Origin of the sequence: Ferrimonas sediminicola (genome assembly GCF_005116715.1) — a bacterium.
Lineage (GTDB): Bacteria > Pseudomonadota > Gammaproteobacteria > Enterobacterales > Shewanellaceae > Ferrimonas > Ferrimonas sediminicola.
The window spans coordinates 300,439-320,425 of sequence record NZ_SWCI01000004.1; the positions used below are offsets into that span (position 1 = coordinate 300,439).

Consider the following 19,987-nt stretch of genomic DNA (forward strand, 5'->3'; position numbering starts at 1 on the left):
CGCCAAGGTCGGGCGACAGGGGCACAGTGTTAAGAGGTGGCCAGATCGGGCTGAGACTTGATCAGGTCATCCAGGGCTTTAATCTGCGCCAGGAAGGGCTCCAGCACCGCCAGAGGCAGGGCGCTGGGACCGTCGCAACGGGCCTTGTCCGGATCCGGATGCGCTTCCAGGAACAGACCCGCCAGACCGGTTGCCATGCCGGCCTTGGCCAGCTCCACCGTCTGATGACGACGCCCACCCGAGGCCGCCCCGAGGGGGTCCCGACATTGCAGGGCGTGGGTCACATCGAAGATCACCGGCAAACCGCCACTGCACTCCTTCATGGTACGGAAACCCAGCATGTCCACCACCAGGTTATCGTAGCCGAAGTTGCTGCCGCGCTCGCACAGGATCACCTTGTCGTTGCCACACTCGTTGAACTTGTCGACGATGTTCTTCATCTGTCCAGGGCTGAGAAACTGCGGCTTCTTAACGTTGATCACCACACCGGTGTCCGCCATCGCCTTCACCAGATCGGTCTGACGAGCCAGGAAGGCCGGCAGCTGAATCACGTCGGCCACCTCTGCCACCGGGGCACACTGATGGATCTCGTGGACATCGGTGATCACCGGAACCTGGAACTGCTGCTTGATCTCCTGAAAGATCTTCAGTCCCTCCTCCATACCGGGTCCCCGGTAGGAGTGGATGGAGCTGCGGTTGGCCTTGTCGAAGGAGGCCTTGAATACGTAGGGAATCCCCAGCTTGTTGGTCACCTCGACATAGTGCTCCGCCACCTGCATCGCCAGGTCGCGGGACTCCAACACGTTCATGCCGCCAAACAGCACGAACGGCTTATCGTTGGCGACCTCGAGCCGACCCACTTCAATAGTGCGATTTTGCATAACAACTCTCTTCATTAATGGGGAGGCCTAGGGCCTGTTGATCTTTGGTGTTTAGATTTTGGCCGAGGATGACGACAACCAATCAAGGAGTTCGATAGCTGGCATAGTGGGTCTACGTCAAAATCGAACGACGTGGAGTGGTTGTCGTCAGTCCGGCCCCGAAGGACGCCTGATTTTACCCGGTTTTAGTCAGCACAGCCTGATTCCCGATGATAGTTGCGATCACTTTGAGCGCGCATTGGCGCAAAACGATTCAGCAAAAATCAACAGGCTCTACCCTCCCGCCAATACTTGCAGTATCTGTCCGCAGAACCAGGCCATATAGGTTCCCACAGCGTAGCCCAAAACCGCCAGCAGCACGCCCACCGGCGCCAGGCTGGGGTGGAAGGCGCTGGCCACCACCGGGGCACTGGCCGCGCCACCGACATTGGCCTGGCTGCCCACCGCCATGTAGAACAGCGGCGCTTTAATCAACTTGGCCATCAGCAACATCAGCGAGGCGTGCACCAGCATCCAGATGCCGCCAAGCAGGAAATAGACCGGGGAATCCAGGATCGCCTTGATGTCCATGTGCATGCCGATGGTCGCCACCAGCACATAGATAAAGGCGGATCCCACCTTGGACGCCCCCGCCTCCTCCAGCTTGGCTACCCGGGTCAGGGAGAGGCCGATGCCTACCGCGGTGGCGATGACGATGATCCAGAAAAACTTGGAACCGAGGCTGTAGCGCTCCAGTTCCGGGTGGTTCAGCTCAAACCAGGGGCCCAGCAGATCCGCCCCGACATGGGCCAGGCCGGTGACGCCGAAACCGATGGCGACGATGAAGATCAGATCATTCAGATGGGCCATGCGGGCATTGTTGGCCTCCCAGTGGGACATCCTCTGCTTGAGGGATTCAATGGCGGAGGCGTCGGCGCCATTGGCGGCATCGATCTCCCTGGCCTTACCCGCCATAAACAGCAGCACCGCCATCCACACGTTGGCGACAATCACATCCACCGCGATCATCGCCGAGAAGATGGTATCCCCCACACCGTAGATCTCCTTCATCGCGGTCTGGTTGGCCCCACCGCCGATCCAGCTGCCCGCTACCGTGGTCATGCCACGCCACACCGCCTCGGGTCCATGATCACCAAGCAGTTCAGGAAACAGCGCCGAGGTGACCAGCAAGGCGATGGGGGCGCCGATGACGATCCCCAGGGTGCCGGTGAAAAACATGATGATCGCCTTGGGCCCGAGGCGGGCGATGGCCCGCAGATCCAGCTTCAGGGTCAGCAGCACCAGCGCCGTGGGCAGCAGGAAACGGGACGCCATGTAATACAGGGTCTTGTCTTCACCATCAATCACCCCAAAGCTGTTGAGCAGCGACGGAATGAAGTAGCACAGCAGCAGCGCCGGCACGAACTGGTAGAACTTTTGCCAGAAGGGGTGGCGGCTCTGGTGAGTGTAGAACACCGCCCCCAACACCAGCATCAAAAGACCCAGCACCGTGGCCGGGTTGGTAAACAGTACCTGTTGCATATCTTCCTCTGTTTTCTAATTCACCGGTCTCAGCCGGTGTCTCACTGTCCGGACGCCTCTTGGGACGCGCCGTGACACATGGCCCGAAGGCCATAAAGATGGCGCCGTAGGCGCCATAAAAATCTTTTAGCTCAGCAGGATGGGCGTCTTGGTCATCGCCACCTTGGCAATCATTCCCAACCACCCCAGCGCACCGAAAAAGGCAAGTATCCTCAGCAGCTTGCCCCTGCTCTTCATGGCAAATACCCCCAGCAGAATGTAGGCCACCAGGCTCAACAGCTTTTCCGTCAGCCAGGGGCTGGAGCCGGGGTACTGCTTGATCATGAAGCATAGCGTCGCCCCCGACAGCAGCAGCAGGGTATCGATCACATGGGGGAACACCTTGACCCAACGGCGGTTCATGAAGCGGGAGCCGCTCATGCTCCAGATGAACCTCAGGGTCAGCAGGGTTACGCTCATGCCGATCATCAGTAGGTGGAAGTGTTTGACTCCAGGATAGAGTGCGTCCATCAAATCTCCTTGGTTGCCGCCGCCAGGCGGCCAAAACTGTATCTTTCCCTTCCGGCCAGGTCCTTGCCAGACCCAACCTCGGTATAGCCGAAGCGCCCAAACAGGGCCCGCACCTGCGCTCCCTGGTTATAACCGTGCTCCAGCACCATGGTGCCGCCATCATTGAGGAATTGGCGTCCTTTTTCAACAATATGGGTAATATCCACCAACCCGTCCTCTCCGGAGGTCAGGGCGGAGAGCGGCTCAAAGCGCACATCCCCCTGGCCCAGGTGCGGATCCGCCGCCTCGATGTAGGGGGGGTTGGAGATCACCAGATCGAAGCGCCGGCCTTCGAGAGAACCGAACCAACTGCTCTGTAAAATCTCCACCTCCAGCCCCAGGGCGTCCCGGTTGACCTTGGCCAGGGCGACCGCCTCAGGCTTGAGATCCACCGCCGTCACCACCCAGTCTGGCCGCTCGCTGGCCAGGGCCAGGGCGATCGCCCCGGTGCCGGTGCCCAGATCCACCACGGCACTGCCGCCGGGCAAGGCCAGCCCCAGGGCGTACTCTACCAGAGCTTCAGTGTCGGGCCTGGGGATCAGGGTGCTGGAATTGACCTTCAGCGGCAGCGACCAGAACTCGCGAACACCGGTGATATGGGCCACCGGCTCCCCCGCGGCCCGCCGGGCCAGCAGGACCTCGTACTGAGCCAGTTGCTCAGACGTCAGCTCCCGTTCGGGCCAGGTATAGAGGTAGGTCCTGGGCCTATCCAGCAGGAAGCACAGCAGCAGCTGGGCATCCAACTGGGGTGAGTCCCCCCCGTGAAGGCGGTCGGCCCCATGGGTCAGGGCCTGATCCAGACGCACGCCTACTCCTCCGCCAGAGCGGCCAGCAGATCCGCCTGGTGCTCCTGGAGGATGGGCTGGGCCAGGGCGTCCAGATCCCCCTCGATCACCTCGTTGAGACGATAGAGGGTCAGGTTGATGCGATGGTCGGTGACCCGACCCTGCGGGTAGTTGTAGGTGCGGATCCGTTCGCTGCGGTCACCGGACGCCATCAGGTTGCGGCGGGAGCTCTGCTCCTGGTTGCGGCGTTTCTCATCCTCCGCCGCCTGCAGCCGCGCAGCCAGGATCGACATCGCCCGAGCACGGTTTTTGTGCTGGGAGCGCTCATCCTGGCACTCCACCACCACCCCCGTAGGGAGGTGGGTGATGCGGATGGCGGAGTCGGTTTTGTTCACGTGCTGGCCACCGGCACCGGAGGCGCGGAAGGTGTCCACCTTGAGATCGGCGGGGTTGATCTCGATCTGCTCCGCTTCCGGCAGCTCAGGCATCACGATGACGGTGCAGGCGGAGGTGTGGATACGCCCCTGGGACTCGGTGGCCGGGACCCGCTGTACCCGATGACCGCCGCTTTCGAACTTCATCACCCCATAGGCACCCTCCCCGGAGAGCTTGGCGATCACCTTGGAGAAACCACCATGCTCCCCCTCGGTGGCGGACATCAGTTCGATGCGCCACCCTTTGGCTTCCGCATAACGGCTGTACATGCGGAACAGGTCACCGGCAAAGATGGCGGCCTCGTCACCACCGGCACCGGCACGGATCTCGATGAAGGCGTTGGAATCGTCCTTGGGATCCCTGGGCAGCAGCAGGATCTGCAGCTCACCCTCCAGGGTGTCACGGACCGACTGGGCTTCCTTGAGCTCCTCCTCCGCCATCTCCCTCATGTCGGGATCGTCGAGCATCTCCCGGGCGGTTTCGATGTCCTCACCGGCCTGGCGGTAGGCGGTAAAGGCCTTGGCCACCTCCTCCAGCTGGGAGAACTCTTTGGAAAGGGCACGGAAACGATCTTGATCGGAGATCACCTCGGGCTCGCCCAGCAGCGCCTGAACCTCTTCATAACGCTCGAGCAAGCCCTCTAGTTTTGCAATAACGGAAGGCTTCATGTTTTCAACTTTGACAAATAACGCTGGCGCTAATTGTCGTTGATGCCAAGGGCCTTACGCAAGAGGTCAAGGGAATTCAGGTCACCGGTGCGGGCGGCTTGGGACAGCGCCTGGGTCGGAGCGTGGATCAATCTGTTGGTCAACTTGTTGGCCAACTCGCTCAGCACCTGCTCCGCTTGAGCACCGGACTTCAGCTTGGCGATGGCGCGCTCGAGTATCTGCTCTTTGGTCGCCAAGCTCTGGTCCCGGAACTGTTTCAGGGTGTCGATGGAGTCCAGGCTGCGCAACCAGTCCATGAACTCGGCAGACTGCTCGTCGGCGATGAGTTCGGCCTGCTCGGCGGCCTCCAGGCGCGATTCCATGTTCTTCTGAACGATGCCCTGCAGGTCGTCCACGGTGTAGAGGTAGGCATTCTCCAGCTCGCCCACCTCAGACTCGATGTCCCGGGGGACGGCGATGTCCACCAGTAGCATGGGTTGCTGGCGGCGCTGTTTCAGGGCGTTTTCCACCATCCCCTTGCCCAGGATCGGCAGGGGTGAGGCTGTGGAGGAGATGACGATGTCGGCGTGGGGCAGACACTCGGGGATCTGAGGCAGGGTCACCACCTTGGCGCCGAACTCATCGGCCATCCCTTCGGCACGGCTCAAGGTGCGGTTGGCCACAGTCATCTTGGTCACCCCCGCTTCCTTGAGGTGACGGGCGACCAACTCGATGGTTTCGCCGGCCCCCACCAACAGCACATTGGAGTCGGTAAGGTTGTCGAAGATGTGCTTGGCCAGGTTGACCGCGGCGAAGGCCACGGAGACCGCCGAGGCGCCGATCTCGGTCTCGGTCCGGATCTTCTTGGCCACCTTGAAGGTGTGCTGGAACATGCGATCCAGGGTATGAGACACGGTACCGTGCTGATGGGCATTGCCGAAGGCCTGCTTGATCTGACCCAGAATCTGGGGCTCGCCCAGCACCAGGGAGTCCAGCCCGGCGGAGACGCGCAGAAGGTGTTTGACCGCAGCCTGGTTTTCGTGAAGATAGAGGCTGGCTCGAACTTCATCCTCCGGCAGGTTGTGGTACTCCACCAGCCAGTTGACCAGGGACTCACTGTCGGCACGGTTGATATAGAGTTCGGTACGGTTGCAGGTAGATAGGATCACCGCTTCGCCAGTGGGCGTAAGCTTGGACACGCTTTTCAGGGCATCGCCCAGGATGTCCGGTCCAAAAGCCAGCTTCTCCCGCAGGGAAACACTGGCGGTCTTGTGGTTGATCCCAATTGCTACTAACGTCATGGTTCTCCAGCTTAAACCCGAAATTTGAACATGGGTCGAGATTTGCGCAATTCTATGCGCAAACGCGCAACCTTGAAAGGTGGTTGTCGACTCTAAACAATGGTTATGTTGCTGATTGTGGTACAGTGCACAAAACAGGTAATTTATGCTTAAACGCCGATATCACCCTTATTTCATTGCCTTATTTTTAATGTGGTTGTCCGGCTGTGCCACTGCCCCCCCCGCATCCAGGGACTCCGCTTCACCAACAGATTTAACCCGTTGGCAGCTCAAGGGGAAGCTGGCCATTATCCAGCCGGATGAGCGATTATCGGTCAATCTTCACTGGCAGCATGATGGCAACCGCGACGATCTTAGACTGACCAACCTGTTCGGCTCAACCCTGATCACCCTCCAAGCTTCGGAAAATGGGGCCAAGATCCGTTACCAGGACCAAACCTACACCGGTGACAACACTTCTGAACTGTTAGGACGCCTAACTGGCTGGCCAGTTCCCTTGACCGATCTTTCTCGTTGGATTCTTGGGCAGGGATCACAGGATGAGGGGGAAATGGTGCTGGACGCCAACGGCTGGCCGGCCCAGGTGATCCTGACCCTGGATCCCAGTCAGCCTCCCTGGCAGATGAATTATCAAGGATGGCAACAAGTTGAGGGATACCGCATCCCCAGAATGGTCAGCTTGCGCCAGGGAGACAACAGGTTAAAATTGGCGCTTTCTGACTGGCAACCGGAGTCCTCTAGGTAATGCCTACCCCAAGCCGCAACTGGCCCGCCCCCGCCAAACTCAACCTGTTCCTGCACATCAATGGTCGCCGCGGCGACGGCTATCATGAGCTGCAGACCCTGTTCCAGATCCTCGACTACGGCGACACCCTGCACTTCAGCGTCACCGACGACGCCGAGGTCAGCCTGCTCCCTGCGGTCGAGGGGATCGCCAATGAAGACAACCTGATCGTCCGCGCCGCCCGGCTGCTGCAACGCCACACCGGTTGCACCCTGGGCGCCACTATCGAACTGGAGAAACGGCTGCCCATGGGAGGCGGCCTGGGCGGCGGTTCATCCGATGCCGCCACCACCCTGGTGGCCCTCAATGCCCTGTGGAAGTTGAACCTGGATGAGGATACCCTGGCGGCGCTGGGGCTGAGCCTGGGCGCCGACGTGCCGGTGTTTGTCCGCGGGCGCGCCGCAGTCGCCGATGGCGTCGGCGAAAAGCTGCGTCCCGTCGAGATCGATGAGCCCTGGTACCTGGTGATCGCCCCGGGGGTCGAGGTTGCCACCGCCGAGATATTCGGCCACCCCAACCTGATCCGAAACACCCCGAAACTGGCTCAGCCTGAGCTTCGCCCAAGCCAGTGGCACAATGATTGCACCCCAGTGGTGTTGCAAACCCATGGTCAAGTTGCAAACGCCTTGGGCTGGTTGATACAATACGCGCCGTCTCAAATGACCGGCACCGGCAGCTGTGTTTTTGGCACCTTTTCCACCCGCGAAGAGGCGCTGAATGCCTATGCCGAACTGCCCAATGAGTGGCAGGGATTCGTTGCCCGCGGCTGCAACCGCTCACCTCTGTTGGAGCGGTGCCAGCATCCGTAACACGGAGCAGTCCCTGGCGACTCCTCATCTAAAACAAAATAAGCCTAGCCTGAGGTTAATACTGTGCCCGACATCAAGCTCTTTGCCGGCAACGCGACTCCCGAACTGGCCCAGCGCATTGCCAACCGTCTCTACTGTTCCCTGGGCGAGGCCGACGTAGGTCGTTTCTCCGATGGCGAGATCAGCGTCCAGATCAACGAGAATGTTCGTGGCGCCGATGTCTTCATCATCCAGTCCACCTGCGCCCCAACCAACGACAACCTGATGGAGCTGGTGGTGATGGTTGATGCCCTGCGCCGAGCCTCAGCAGGTCGAATCACCGCCGTTATCCCCTACTTCGGCTATGCCCGTCAGGACCGTCGTGTCCGCAGTGCCCGTGTGCCGATCACCGCCAAGGTCGTCGCCGACTTCCTCTCCAGCGTGGGTGTTGACCGGGTCCTGACCTGTGATCTGCACGCCGAGCAGATTCAGGGCTTCTTCGATGTCCCCGTAGACAACGTGTTCGGCAGCCCGGTGCTGCTGGAAGATATGCGTGCCAAGGCCCTGGACAACCCTGTAGTGGTGTCCCCCGACATCGGCGGTGTGGTTCGTGCCCGAGCCGTTGCCAAGCTGCTGGACGATACCGATCTGGCCATCATCGACAAGCGTCGTCCCCGTGCCAACGTGTCCCAGGTGATGCACATCATTGGTGATGTGCAGGATCGCGACTGCATCATCGTGGATGACATGATCGATACCGGTGGCACCCTGTGCAAGGCCGCCGAGGCCCTGAAAGAGCGTGGTGCCCGTCGCGTCTTCGCCTATGCCACCCACCCGGTATTCTCCGGCAATGCCCCGCAGAACATCATCAACTCGGTTATCGATGAGGTGATCGTCACCGACACCATCCCCCTGACCGAACAGATGCGTGCCACCGGCAAAGTCACCCAGTTGACCATGTCCTCGGTAATGGCCGAGGCGATCCGCCGCGTCAGCAACGAGGAGTCCATCTCCGCGATGTTCGAGCACTGATCAGCGTACATTTCTCTGATCGGAAAAAGGCGTTCCTCAGGAACGCCTTTTTTTATATTTCTACAAAAAAATTATTTAGTTACCGTATGAACTGAAGAATTACGCACAATGATCGGCAAGTAATTCAGTTCAAGCACGACGGTGACCGATTGTCACATTGCTGTAATGATGCATTAGTGTTTCTGAATTCTTGCCAGCGTGATCCAGATCACCTGAGTTCCTGCTCCAATAGTGATACCTTGCCATCAGCCAAGATGGCTTAAAACCAATAAAATAATCAAACGAGTATCCAGTATGATGAAATTGCAAAAATCCCTGATCGCGGTCTCCCTGCTGGCGGCATTGAGCGCCTGCTCCGACTCCGACAATGACAGCAAGCCGACACAGGAAGTCTGCGGCATCGACAACTGCACCAAGTTCACCATCCTTCACACCAACGACAACCACGGTCGCTTCTGGGAAAATAGCTATGGCGAATACGGCATGGCTGCCCGTAAGACCCTGGTGGACCAGATCCGTGCCGAAGTGGAAGCCGACGGCGGCTACTCCCTGCTGCTCTCCGGTGGTGACATCAACACCGGTGTACCGGAGTCTGACCTGCAGGACGCCAAACCCGACTTTATCGGCATGAACCTGATTGGCTATGACGCCATGGCCGTGGGCAACCATGAGTTTGACAACCCGCTGTCCGTTCTGGATATGCAGGCCGATCTGGCAGAGTTCCCCTTCCTGGCCGCCAACATCTACAAGATGGATGGCACCCGCTACTTCGCCCCCTACAAGGTGTTCACCCTGGGCGACCTGCGCATCGCCGTTGTCGGCCTGACCACCGAGGACACCGTCAAGATCGGTAATCCCGAATTCATCTCCGAACTGACCTTCACCGATCCCAAAGAGGAGCTGAAGAAGGTGATCGCCGAGATCGAAGAGAACCAGAGTGCCGACCTGGTGTTCGCCACCACCCATATGGGGCACTACTCCAATGGCAACCACGCCTCCAACGCACCGGGCGATGTCGCCCTGGCGCGCGCCATGAAGGAGGGCCAGCTGGCCGCCGTTATCGGTGGTCACTCCCAGAACCCCGTCTGCATGAACGCGGACGGCAGTGATTACGATGCCGACTTTGCTCCTGGCGGCGATTGTAAGCCTGACCAGCAAAACGGCACCTGGATCATGCAGGCCCACGAGTGGGGCAAGTACGTGGGCCGGGCCGACTTCGAATACTATGGTGGCAAGCTGCACCTTGCCGGCTACGAGTTGGTTCCGGTCAACCTGGCCAAGTTCGACGGTTACAACCCGGAGAAGGATGCCGATGGCAACATCGTTCGTATCGCCGACCAGATTGAGCCGGATCATTTTGTGAAAGAGGTCCTGAAGCCCTATCAGGAAGCCGGCCAAGCCCAGCTGGACGTGGTTATCGGCTCCACCGACAAGACCTTTGTCGGCGGCGATCGTAACGTAGTACGAGCCCGTCAGGCAGCCATTGGCCAACTGCTGATCTCCGCTCAGCGAACCCATCCTCAGATCAACGCCGATTTCGGTATCATGAACGGCGGAGGTATTCGCGCAGACATCGCCGAGGGTGACATCAGCTACCGTCATGTCCTGACCGTTCAGCCCTTCGGCAACGTCGTGGCCAAGGCAAGCATGAAGGGCGAGGAGTTGACCACCTACCTGGCCGCACTGGCGACCATCGAAGGCGCGGGTAAGAACGGCGGTTATGCCCACTTCAGCAACATCGAAATGACCGTGGACTGCGATGCCAAGAGCGTTGAGATTGACAAGATCAACGGCAACACCTTCGATGCCAACAGCAACTACAGCTTCTCCATTCCGAACTTCAGCGCCAGCGGTGGCGACGGCTACCCGGTGATCGACGTCATCAACACTGGTCTGGTTGATGCTGACATCCTGAGAAACTACGTAGAAACCAGCTCGCCACTGAGTTGGGCCGACTACGAGCCTCAGGGAGAAGTGACCTACATCAACAACCCGACCGGTTACACCGGCGGCTGTGGTGCAGCCCCAGTGACTGAGTAACAGCCACGGCGAACCAGCCCAAACAGAGGCGGCTCCCAGAGCCGCCTTTTTTGTTGCCCGATTCGATAAATTGAGAACACCTCGATCAAAGTGGTAAACTGCGCTGCCTTTGACTAAAGGATCTAGTCAATGTGGCTGCCGCCGGCAGCCGATCCTCAAGGAGAGCAACCATGTCAGAGTTAACACTGGACGCGCACAAGCGCACCGAGCAGGGGACCGGCGCAAGTCGCCGATTACGCCGGCAGGGGCAGGTTCCGGCCATCCTGTATGGCGGAGGCGAGGAGAGCCTTGCCATTACCCTGTCCCATGATCAGCTGGTCAAGGCTCAAGAATTGGAGTCCTTTTTCAGTCAGGTGATCAAACTGAACCTGGATGGGAAGCCGGTCCCGGTGATCGTCAAGGCGATGCAGCGGCACCCCTTCAAGCCGAAGGTGACCCACATCGACCTGATGAGGGTCAGTGGGGATGCGGCGGTCACCGCCACGGTCCCCATCCATTTCGTTAACGAAGACAGCAGCGCCGGCGTCAAAGCGGGAGGGTCGGTCACTCATCATCTGACCGAACTGGAGCTTAGGTGCCTGCCCAGGGATCTGCCCGAGTACATCGAGGTTGATGTCCAGACCCTGGACACCGGTGACACCCTTCACCTCAGCGACCTGTCCCTCCCAGCCGGAGTGGAATCGGTCGCCCTGAGCAAAGGTGAAGATTTCGATTTGGCCGTTATCACCATTTCGCCTCCGAGAGGCGGCGAAGCGGAGAGCGACACTGAAGACGAGAGTCCGCAAGACAGTGAGTAGCACCATCAAGTTGATCGTGGGCCTGGCCAACCCGGGCCCGGAATACAGCCGCACCCGCCATAACGCGGGTGGCTGGCTGGTTGAAGAGCTGGCGCGCATGCACGGCGTCACCCTGAAAGCGGAGAGCAAGTTCTTCGGCCTGACCGGCCGGATCCAGCAGGGCAGCAGCGATCTGCGCCTGTTGATCCCCACCACCTTTATGAACTTATCCGGCAAGGCGATCGCCGCCATGGCCAACTTCTACGGCATCGAAGTGGAACAGATTCTGGTGGTCCACGATGAGTTGGATCTGCCCCCCGGCGTTGCCAGGCTGAAGAAGGGCGGTGGCCACGGTGGCCACAACGGCTTGAAGGACACCATCAGCAAGCTGGGCAACAACAAAGAGTTCTATCGCCTGCGTATCGGCATCGGCCATCCGGGCGACAAAAACAGAGTGAGTGGTTACGTACTGGGCAGGGCGCCCGCGGCAGAGCAACGGGCCATCGACGAGGCAGTGGACGAAGCGTCCCGCTGCATCGATATCCTGCTCCAGGACGGCATCACCAAAGCGATGAATCGACTCCACACTTTTCGGGCCGAACCGGCCTAAGCGCAACAGAAAGGTTTTTTCACCATGGGTTTTAAATGCGGTATCGTCGGCCTGCCTAACGTTGGCAAGTCCACCCTCTTCAATGCACTGACCAAGGCCGGTATCGAAGCGGCCAACTTCCCGTTCTGCACCATCGAGCCGAACACCGGCGTGGTACCGGTGCCGGACAGCCGACTGGATGCCCTGGCCAAGATCGTCAACCCCCAGAGGGTTCTGCCCACCACCATGGAGTTCGTGGATATCGCCGGCCTGGTAAAGGGCGCCTCCACCGGAGAGGGGCTGGGCAACAAGTTCCTGGCCAACATCCGTGAAACCGACGCCATCGGTCACGTGGTGCGCTGCTTCGAGAATGACAATATCGTCCACGTTGCCGGCGGGGTAAACCCAGCCGCCGACATCGAGGTGATCAACACCGAACTGGCTCTGGCCGACCTGGATGCCGTCGAGCGCGCCCTGCTGCGCCTGGGCAAGCGCGCCAAGGGGGGAGACAAGGACGCCAAGTTCGAGATCACCGTTCTGGAGAAGATCAAGCCCGTTCTGGAAGAGGGCGGCATGGCCCGCTCCGTGGAGCTGGATGCCAATGAGAAGAAGGCGATCGACTACATGGGTCTGCTGACCCTCAAGCCCACCATGTACATCGCCAACGTCAACGACGACGGCTTCGAAAACAACCCCTACCTGGACCAGGTACGGGCGATCGCCGCCCAGGAGAACGCGGTGGTGGTTCCGGTATGCGCCGAGATCGAATCGGAGATCGCCGAACTGGAGGATGAAGAGCGCGACGAGTTTATGGCCGACCTGGGCATCGACGAGCCCGGCCTGAACCGGGTGATCCGCTCCGGCTACGAACTGCTGAACCTGCAGACCTACTTCACTGCCGGTGTCAAGGAGGTCCGTGCCTGGACCATTCCGGTCGGTGCCACCGGCCCCCAGGCCGCAGGCAAGATCCACACCGATTTCGAGCGCGGCTACATCCGCGCCGAAGTGATCGCCTACGACGACTTCATCTCCCTGGGGGGGGAAAACGCCGCCAAGGAAGCCGGTAAGAAGCGCTCCGAAGGGAAAGAGTACATCGTCAAGGATGGTGACGTTATCCACTTCCTGTTTAACGTCTGACCCGGTTCAGCGCCCCGCAATCGCGGGGCGTTGCTTTTCTCTGCCCCATCCTCGGCTACACTTTCCCACTGCTTACCTGGCTGCTTTGTTCAAGGAGCATTCGCAACCCGACCAGGGGAAAACCGAATCGCTCATTTTGCAGTCGAACGATGCTTGCGGGCCCAAATCCGTGGAAAAAAGCGGTTGACCCCATCCGCGGTTCTACGCATAATACGCCCCGCTTCCCACGATGGGGAGAGAAAACAAAACGATGGCTACGTAGCTCAGCTGGTTAGAGCACAGCACTCATAATGCTGGGGTCGCAGGTTCAAGTCCCGCCGTAGCTACCATCTTTTTAAAGGGTTGGTTTTTAGCGCAGGAAAGAGCGCAGCACTCAGTTAATACTGGCGTGTCGCAGTTCGAGTCCCGCCGTAGCCACCATCTCCTTTTGAGATGGCAAGAGCGAGCTCTTAACGTCTGTTTTCATCTGTTGGGCTATCGCCAAGCGGTAAGGCAGCGGGTTTTGATCCCGCCATTCCCAGGTTCGAATCCTGGTAGCCCAGCCATCTTTTGTGGCTATGTAGCTCAGCTGGTTAGAGCACAGCACTCATAATGCTGGGGTCGCAGGTTCAAGTCCCGCCATAGCCACCATTATTTCGTTGCCCGCAACGACATGACTCCTGTGCGGGAGTGGCGGAATTGGTAGACGCGCCAGATTTAGGTTCTGGTATCGCAAGGTGTGAGAGTTCAAGTCTCTCCTCCCGCACCATTTAATTCAGTTGGGCTATCGCCAAGCGGTAAGGCAGCGGGTTTTGATCCCGCCATTCCCAGGTTCGAATCCTGGTAGCCCAGCCATTTCAAGATAAGATGGTTAAAGACAACGGGTTTTAATCCCGGCGTCAGCGCCCAGGTTCGAATCCTGGCAGTCCAGCCATCTTTCGAGTGGCTGCATCGGCATCCATTTAACAATTTGTTGGGCTATCGCCAAGCGGTAAGGCAGCGGGTTTTGATCCCGCCATTCCCAGGTTCGAATCCTGGTAGCCCAGCCATCTTCACTAAAGCCAGCCTCCGTGCTGGCTTTTTTGATCCCGGCATCGCCCCCCAGGTTCAAATCCGACAGCCCAGCCATCTTCACTAAAGCCAGCCTCCGTGCTGGCTTTTTTGATCCCGGCATCGACCCCCAGGTTCAAATCCGACAGCCCAGCCATCTTCACTAAAGCCAGCCTCCGTGCTGGCTTTTTTGATCCCGGCATCGACCCCCAGGTTCGAATCCTGGTAGCCCAGCCATCTTCACTAAAGCCAGCCTCCGTGCTGGCTTTTTTGATCCCGGCATCGACCCCCAGGTTCAAATCCGACAGCCCAGCCATCTTCACTAAAGCCAGCCCGATGCGGATTGTTGTCATCCCTTGTTTCCCCCCTTGGAAGCAGAGCAGGGGTACATTGGCTCGAACGCCATCTCCCACCCGAGCTCCCCCGGCCATACAAAGACAAGCCCGCATTAGAGCGGGCTTGTGGTCAGTGCCTGTCCGGGGCGGGCCTGGCGACGATGGCCAGCATCTGCTGATATCGCTCCGCCACCAAGTTCAACTGATAGAGCACAAAGCCGGTCCGGTCCACTCTGCCCTCCTCCACCATGCGATAGAGGTTCTGGCGCTGCTGCTCGAGCACCCTGGGCCACTGACCGCCTCCTTGCCCCTGCAGCAGCTGCTGCAGGGCCTTCACCGCCCCGGAGAGCACCTGTCGGGCCACCACCGCCTGCTCAGGCAACAGCCGGACGCCCCGGCGGGCTGCAGGCGCCAGGGCATTCAGGTGTGACTGTGTCTCCTTATACAGACGGATCAACTCCGCCGAGTCCCGGTGACGGCTGTAGTTGGGCTCCTGGCGCATCTGTTCGAAGCTGCTGGTCAGAGCCACACCCTGCTCATAGGTGTAGCGTCTCGCCCTGGCCAGGGAGAGGGCGGAGATCTTCTCGCCATCGAAGGCATCCAGCAGCAGCTCCAGGTACTGATTCAGCTTGCCCATCGCCTCTCGCCTCAGCTCGGCCTGGCGTCCCCCCTGCCACTGCGGCCAGAGATAGCGGTAACCCAGCAGCACCACGGCACAGCCGATGATGGTCTCCAGCAGGCGAAGCGGCATCACCGCCATCCCCTGGCCAGCGATGTACTCAAACACCATGATCAGGATGACCGTCCCCAGGGTGCAGGAGTAGCCGTGATGCACCGGAATCAGGGACAGGGTCGGCGGCACTAGCGCCAACCCCAGGGCCAGGGCCCAACTTCCGCTCAGCCCCAGCGACAGTGCGCTGGCGGCCAGCCCCAGCCCCACGACCGTGCCCCAGATCCTCTGCCAGGCCCTCTGACGAGTATCCACGATCCCTCCGCGCACCACCAGCAGCACCGACAGCAGTGCCCAGTAGCCCTTGTCCAGGCCGAAGAACTGGATGATTCCCATGGTCAGGGCCAGCAACAGCCCCTGGCGCACCGCTCCCCGGAAGATGGGGGAGGACCAGGACAGGTGCTGACGCCACCTGTGCCAGAGGTCATACTCAGGCTCCTGACCGATCATCGGCCGGCGGTAGAGGGGCGCGACCCGCTGAGCCAATCGGCTGATACGCCGGGCATTGGAAACGAAGTAGGGAGCGATGCTGCCGAAACGACCCCGCTGCAGCGGGAGCAGGGCGGTTATCAATTGCTGCTCCACATCCGCCAGCCGGGCGTCCTCGGCGATGGGCCGTACCGTCACCAGGTGGTCCGCCACCTGACGCAGGCGCCGGCTGGTCACCGCCACCCACATCCGGTAGGCGGGCAGCACCCCGGGCTGGGCAAACAGTGCCCGGCTCAGCTCCGGGTTGGGGATCGCCTGCAACCTCTCCTGCAGATCCACCGCCGCCACAAACGCCTGGTAGAGCTCCGGCGTCAGCCTGTTCCGAGACTTGGCCACCGCCACATAGCGACGCACCAGGGCCAATTGCTCCGCCAGGGGCAGGTCAAAACGCTGTCCGAGGGCGGGATCCTCGAGCCAGCGTATGCGGCTGGCCAGAATCACCGCCAGGCGCCGGTAGCTCAGCGCCAGGGCCTGCCGCAGCGGATACTCCCTCTGGGCACGGAACCACCAGTCGGAATAGAGCACCACCCAGGACGCGACCAGGGTCACCCCCAGGGCAAACTGCCAGGCGGGAATGGTCCCCGCCGACACCTGGGCCATGGCGGCCATCACCAGGGCAGCCAATCCGGTACGGCCGGACAACTCGCCGAAAGCGGTCAGGGTACTCAGCAGAAGACCGGCGACCATCAGCGCCGGGATCAGCGCCGGTGGCCACCAGGCCCCCAGGGTACCGAACAGCAGGGCCACCCCGCCGAGCAGGGGGATAGACCAGCCGAGACGCTTGCCCCAGCCTGGTGAGGGTTGATCGATACCGGAGATAAATACGCAGGGCAACGCCAGCAGAGAGAGCAGCCCCAGCAGAAACCGGTCCACCAGCCAGGCCCCCGCCAGCCACAGCAGCATCGCCGAGCTCAGGCGCAGTGCCAGGTTGATGTGGCCGTTGAACCACCAGCGCCGGAAAGAGAACGGCATGGTCACAGGCCCATGGCGTACTGCATCACCTTGCGTTTGATGGGCCCCGAGTGTTCCGCCAGGGTCAGCCCCAGGTTGCGCGCCAGTTTCAGGGGCAGGTGGTCATTGCTGAACATCAGGTAGAAGGCGTCCATGGCGGTTTGCATCGCCAGGTTGTCTGGATGCCGCCTGCGCTGATAGCGCTTCAACACGGCATCGCTGTAAATCGGCTCACCCTGCTCCATCCCTTGGCGAACCACCTCGGCAAGCGCGGCCACATCCTTGAAACCCAGGTTGACCCCCTGGCCCGCCAGGGGATTGATGGTGTGGGCGGCGTCCCCAAGCAGCACCACCCTCCCCTGATAGTAAGCTTTAGCATGCTGACGGGTCAGGGGAAAGCTGGCCAGCTGTTCAATCTCGAACTGGCCCAGGCGATCGGGGAAGGCGGAGAGGATCGCCCGCTTAAGCTCGCCGATCGGCAGCCGCTTCAGCCTGGCGATGGTCTCAGGCGCGTCATACCACACCAGTGAGGCATGCGGACCGGCCAGGGGCAGCAGCGCCCTTGGTCCTGTGGGAGTAAACTCCTGCCAGGTGCCATCCTGCTGAGGCCGTTCGGTACGGATATTGATGGCCAGGCAGTGCTGACGATAGTTCCAGCCGCTGACGCCGATCCCCGCCTGCCGACGCACCTGGGATTGGGCCCCGTCACAGCCGAGCAGCAGTTGCCCCCGGTAGAAGCGGCCGTCCGCCTCCAGCCAGGCGCCCTGATCATCCTGCCAGAACCGCTCGGGACGGATGCCGGTCATCAGCCGAACACGGCTGTGACGCCGCACCGCCTGCCACAACGACAGTTGCAGAATTCGATTCTCAACGATGTGGCCCAGGTGGGACAGCCCCAGTTCCCCGGCATCAAAGCAGATACGGGCCCCCTGCCACTCCCAAGTCTCCAGGGTTCGGTAGGGGGCGCTGCGCATGCTCGCCACCCCAGTCCAGCCTCCCAGGTTCTCCAGCAGCCGTTCGGAGGCTTGGCTGATGGCGCTGACCCTGAGGTCCATCGGCTGCTCACTGTCGAATAGCTTGGGCTCCTGAGCCTCGAACAGGGTGACCTCCAGGCCAAGGTCCGCCAGTGCCAGGGCGCTGGCCGCGCCCACCATGCCACCGCCGGCAATCAAAATATCGCTCTGCTCCATCCCATCCTTCCGGGCTCTCAAGAAGATGGGGCCATCATATCATGACCAATTCTTACCGGCTGTAACCGAGTATGTGATTCCCGGCCATTGCACACACTCATTTACAACCCTTGCCTGGCCCCATGGTGACAGCTCCTACACTTAGCCTGCGGATGCCACTACGGACCAGTGAGGTGAGTTATGAAGGCCCCAACGACGGTATTGATGTTAACCCTGTCTCCACTGCTGCTGAGCGCGGCCCCAAGAGCCGATTACACCATGGAGGTGTACGCCCCACTGCCGATAGTGGCGGAGGCTCAGTACCAGATGGAGGAGCAGCTGAAAGACGACATCCTGGCGCAATCCCGCCAGGCGCTGCTGACCAGTGGTCTTGAAATCAGTGAACAGTTTGCCCAATCAGATGAACCAGATAGTCAGCGCTCCGCTGCGGTTCGTGGAACCGCCGGTCCCCAGGCCTCCAGCCCCCGCTGAGGCTTAACACTGTGCAGCAACTAGCCAGATGGGATTTTCGGGTTTAGAATAGCCCGCTATTTTTTCATTAGGTAATACGAGCGGCACAGTTTGATGAGCAAAAAACTGCACATTAAAACCTGGGGTTGCCAGATGAATGAGTATGACTCCGACAAGATGGCGGGTCTGCTCGAATCCTTTGGCAATTACTCCCTGACCGAGGACGCGGCCGAAGCCGACGTGCTTTTGTTGAACACCTGTTCCATCCGTGAGAAAGCGCAGGAGAAGGTGTTCCATCAGCTGGGTCGCTGGAAACCGCTGAAGGAGGCCAACCCCAGCCTGGTCATCGGTGTCGGCGGCTGTGTGGCTTCCCAGGAGGGTGACGCCATTCGCGATCGCGCCCCCTTCGTGGACATAGTCTTTGGGCCCCAGACCCTGCACCGTCTGCCCGAGATGATCACCCGCATCCAGCAGGGTGAGGCGGGCGTGGTGGATGTCTCCTTCCCTGAGATCGAGAAGTTCGATCGCCTGCCGGAGCCCCGGGCCGAAGGTGCCACCGCCTTTGTCTCCATCATGGAGGGCTGCAACAAGTACTGCAGCTTCTGCGTGGTGCCCTACACCCGCGGCGAAGAGGTAAGCCGTCCCCTCGACGATGTCCTCTACGAGATCGCCCAGCTGGCGGACCAGGGGGTCCGAGAGATCAACCTGCTGGGCCAGAACGTCAACGCCTACCGCGGCGCAACCCACGACGGCGAGATCTGCAGCTTCGCGGATCTGCTGCGTTATGTGGCTGCCATCGACGGCATCGACCGACTGCGCTACACCACCAGCCACCCGGTGGAGTTCACCCAGGAGATCATCGACGCCTACGCCGATGTGCCCGAGCTGGTGGACTTCCTGCACCTGCCGGTGCAGAGCGGCTCCGACCGCATCCTGACCCAGATGAAGCGCAACCACACCGCCCTGGAGTTCAAATCCATCATCCGGCGCCTGCGCAAGGTGCGCCCGGAGATCCACATCAGCTCCGACTTCATCGTTGGCTTCCCCAATGAGACCGACGACGACTTCGAGCAGACCATGAAGCTGATCCAGGAAGTGAACTTCGACCAGAGTTTCTCCTTCATCTACAGCCCCCGTCCCGGCACACCGGCGGCGGATCTGCCCGATGACGTGTCCGACGAGACCAAGAAGCAGCGCCTGTACATCCTGCAGGAGAGGGTCAACCAGCAGGCGATGCAGTACAGCCGCCGCATGCTGGGCAGCGTCCAGCGCATCCTGGTTGAGGGTACCTCCAAGAAGAACGTCATGGAGCTCAGAGGCAAGACCGAGAACAACCGCACCGTCAACTTCGAGGGTGTGCCGGAGATGATCGGCAGCTTCGTGGACGTGGAGATCACCGAGGTTATGCCCAACTCATTACGTGGTATAGTGGTTAGAACCGAAGATCAGATGGATCTGCGCCGTCAGCTGCGGCCCTCTGAGATTCTAGCCAAGCGCCCCGCCGGCGAACCAGACGATCTGGGCGTTGCCACTTTTCAGCCGTAACCG

General features: G+C 60.4%; 18 protein-coding genes and 6 tRNA genes. 15 read left to right on the forward strand and 9 right to left on the reverse strand.

What is annotated here, in order from left to right; translation table 11 throughout:
- Window positions 1-29: 29 nt before the first annotated feature.
- The 6 genes from kdsA to hemA form a co-directional block, all read right to left on the reverse strand.
- A complete protein-coding gene (gene kdsA, locus FCL40_RS09025; protein ID WP_136852938.1) occupies window positions 30-881 on the reverse strand; it encodes a 3-deoxy-8-phosphooctulonate synthase in 852 nt (283 codons plus the stop codon).
- 273 nt (window positions 882-1,154) lie between these two features.
- A complete protein-coding gene (locus FCL40_RS09030) occupies window positions 1,155-2,402 on the reverse strand; it encodes a DUF819 family protein (protein ID WP_136852940.1) in 1,248 nt (415 codons plus the stop codon).
- 126 nt (window positions 2,403-2,528) lie between these two features.
- Window positions 2,529-2,912: a SirB2 family protein gene (locus tag FCL40_RS09035; protein ID WP_136852942.1), complete on the reverse strand. Its 384-nt coding sequence runs from the start codon at window positions 2,910-2,912 to the stop codon at window positions 2,529-2,531.
- Window positions 2,912-3,757 (reverse strand): peptide chain release factor N(5)-glutamine methyltransferase, encoded by an 846-nt coding sequence (gene prmC / locus FCL40_RS09040; protein ID WP_136852944.1) that lies wholly within the window; start codon window positions 3,755-3,757, stop codon window positions 2,912-2,914. The genes FCL40_RS09035 and prmC overlap by 1 nt, the downstream gene beginning before the upstream one ends.
- A 2-nt stretch (window positions 3,758-3,759) precedes the next feature.
- Window positions 3,760-4,839, reverse strand: coding sequence for a peptide chain release factor 1 (gene prfA, locus FCL40_RS09045; RefSeq protein WP_136852946.1), 1,080 nt, complete (start codon window positions 4,837-4,839; stop codon window positions 3,760-3,762).
- Window positions 4,840-4,868: 29 nt separating this feature from the next.
- Window positions 4,869-6,119 carry a glutamyl-tRNA reductase gene (hemA, locus tag FCL40_RS09050; RefSeq protein WP_136852948.1) on the reverse strand — a complete coding sequence of 417 codons (1,251 nt, stop codon included), beginning with the start codon at window positions 6,117-6,119 and terminating at the stop codon, window positions 4,869-4,871.
- 145 nt (window positions 6,120-6,264) lie between these two features.
- Between hemA and lolB the strand changes: the two genes are divergently transcribed.
- The 13 genes from lolB to FCL40_RS09115 all read left to right on the forward strand — a co-directional run bounded on the left by lolB (window position 6,265) and on the right by FCL40_RS09115 (window position 14,293).
- The gene (lolB, locus tag FCL40_RS09055) at window positions 6,265-6,864 is read left to right on the forward strand and encodes a lipoprotein insertase outer membrane protein LolB (protein ID WP_136852950.1); all 600 of its coding nucleotides are present in this window, start codon (window positions 6,265-6,267) and stop codon (window positions 6,862-6,864) included.
- Window positions 6,864-7,712, forward strand: a complete 849-nt coding sequence (gene ispE, locus FCL40_RS09060) for a 4-(cytidine 5'-diphospho)-2-C-methyl-D-erythritol kinase (RefSeq protein WP_136852952.1) — start codon at window positions 6,864-6,866, stop codon at window positions 7,710-7,712. The genes lolB and ispE overlap by 1 nt, the downstream gene beginning before the upstream one ends.
- A 63-nt stretch (window positions 7,713-7,775) precedes the next feature.
- The gene (locus FCL40_RS09065) at window positions 7,776-8,723 is read left to right on the forward strand and encodes a ribose-phosphate pyrophosphokinase (RefSeq protein WP_136852954.1); all 948 of its coding nucleotides are present in this window, start codon (window positions 7,776-7,778) and stop codon (window positions 8,721-8,723) included.
- A 294-nt stretch (window positions 8,724-9,017) separates the two neighbouring features.
- Window positions 9,018-10,763 (forward strand): bifunctional UDP-sugar hydrolase/5'-nucleotidase UshA, encoded by a 1,746-nt coding sequence (ushA, locus tag FCL40_RS09070; protein ID WP_324614071.1) that lies wholly within the window; start codon window positions 9,018-9,020, stop codon window positions 10,761-10,763.
- Between the two features lie 170 nt (window positions 10,764-10,933).
- Window positions 10,934-11,560 carry a 50S ribosomal protein L25/general stress protein Ctc gene (locus FCL40_RS09075; RefSeq protein ID WP_136852956.1) on the forward strand — a complete coding sequence of 209 codons (627 nt, stop codon included), beginning with the start codon at window positions 10,934-10,936 and terminating at the stop codon, window positions 11,558-11,560.
- Window positions 11,553-12,149 (forward strand): aminoacyl-tRNA hydrolase, encoded by a 597-nt coding sequence (gene pth, locus FCL40_RS09080; protein WP_136852958.1) that lies wholly within the window; start codon window positions 11,553-11,555, stop codon window positions 12,147-12,149. The genes FCL40_RS09075 and pth overlap by 8 nt, the downstream gene beginning before the upstream one ends.
- A 24-nt stretch (window positions 12,150-12,173) precedes the next feature.
- Window positions 12,174-13,265 (forward strand): redox-regulated ATPase YchF, encoded by a 1,092-nt coding sequence (ychF, locus tag FCL40_RS09085; protein ID WP_136852960.1) that lies wholly within the window; start codon window positions 12,174-12,176, stop codon window positions 13,263-13,265.
- A 252-nt stretch (window positions 13,266-13,517) separates the two neighbouring features.
- Window positions 13,518-13,594 (forward strand) — tRNA-Met (locus FCL40_RS09090).
- A gap of 141 nt (window positions 13,595-13,735) precedes the next feature.
- Window positions 13,736-13,810: transfer RNA gene (locus FCL40_RS09095), tRNA-Gln, on the forward strand.
- A gap of 8 nt (window positions 13,811-13,818) precedes the next feature.
- Window positions 13,819-13,895: transfer RNA gene (locus FCL40_RS09100), tRNA-Met, on the forward strand.
- Window positions 13,896-13,928: 33 nt separating this feature from the next.
- Window positions 13,929-14,013 (forward strand) — tRNA-Leu (locus FCL40_RS09105).
- Between the two features lie 11 nt (window positions 14,014-14,024).
- Window positions 14,025-14,099 (forward strand) — tRNA-Gln (locus FCL40_RS09110).
- Window positions 14,100-14,218: 119 nt separating this feature from the next.
- Window positions 14,219-14,293, forward strand: a tRNA-Gln gene (locus tag FCL40_RS09115).
- Between the two features lie 6 nt (window positions 14,294-14,299).
- On the opposite strand, the gene FCL40_RS09120 is transcribed toward FCL40_RS09115, so the two are convergent.
- The 3 genes from FCL40_RS09120 to FCL40_RS09130 all read right to left on the reverse strand — a co-directional run bounded on the left by FCL40_RS09120 (window position 14,300) and on the right by FCL40_RS09130 (window position 17,989).
- Window positions 14,300-14,647, reverse strand: coding sequence for a hypothetical protein (locus FCL40_RS09120; protein WP_136852962.1), 348 nt, complete (start codon window positions 14,645-14,647; stop codon window positions 14,300-14,302).
- A gap of 112 nt (window positions 14,648-14,759) precedes the next feature.
- Window positions 14,760-16,820, reverse strand: a complete 2,061-nt coding sequence (locus tag FCL40_RS09125) for an FUSC family protein (protein WP_136852964.1) — start codon at window positions 16,818-16,820, stop codon at window positions 14,760-14,762.
- A 2-nt stretch (window positions 16,821-16,822) separates the two neighbouring features.
- Window positions 16,823-17,989, reverse strand: a complete 1,167-nt coding sequence (locus FCL40_RS09130) for an FAD-dependent monooxygenase (protein WP_136852966.1) — start codon at window positions 17,987-17,989, stop codon at window positions 16,823-16,825.
- Between the two features lie 180 nt (window positions 17,990-18,169).
- Here FCL40_RS09130 and FCL40_RS09135 point away from each other — a divergent pair, with 180 nt between their 5' ends.
- Both FCL40_RS09135 and miaB read left to right on the forward strand, forming a co-directional pair.
- The gene (locus tag FCL40_RS09135; RefSeq protein ID WP_169307056.1) at window positions 18,170-18,460 is read left to right on the forward strand and encodes a hypothetical protein; all 291 of its coding nucleotides are present in this window, start codon (window positions 18,170-18,172) and stop codon (window positions 18,458-18,460) included.
- A 93-nt stretch (window positions 18,461-18,553) separates the two neighbouring features.
- A complete protein-coding gene (gene miaB / locus FCL40_RS09140; protein ID WP_136852970.1) occupies window positions 18,554-19,984 on the forward strand; it encodes a tRNA (N6-isopentenyl adenosine(37)-C2)-methylthiotransferase MiaB in 1,431 nt (476 codons plus the stop codon).
- Window positions 19,985-19,987 lie beyond the last annotated feature (3 nt).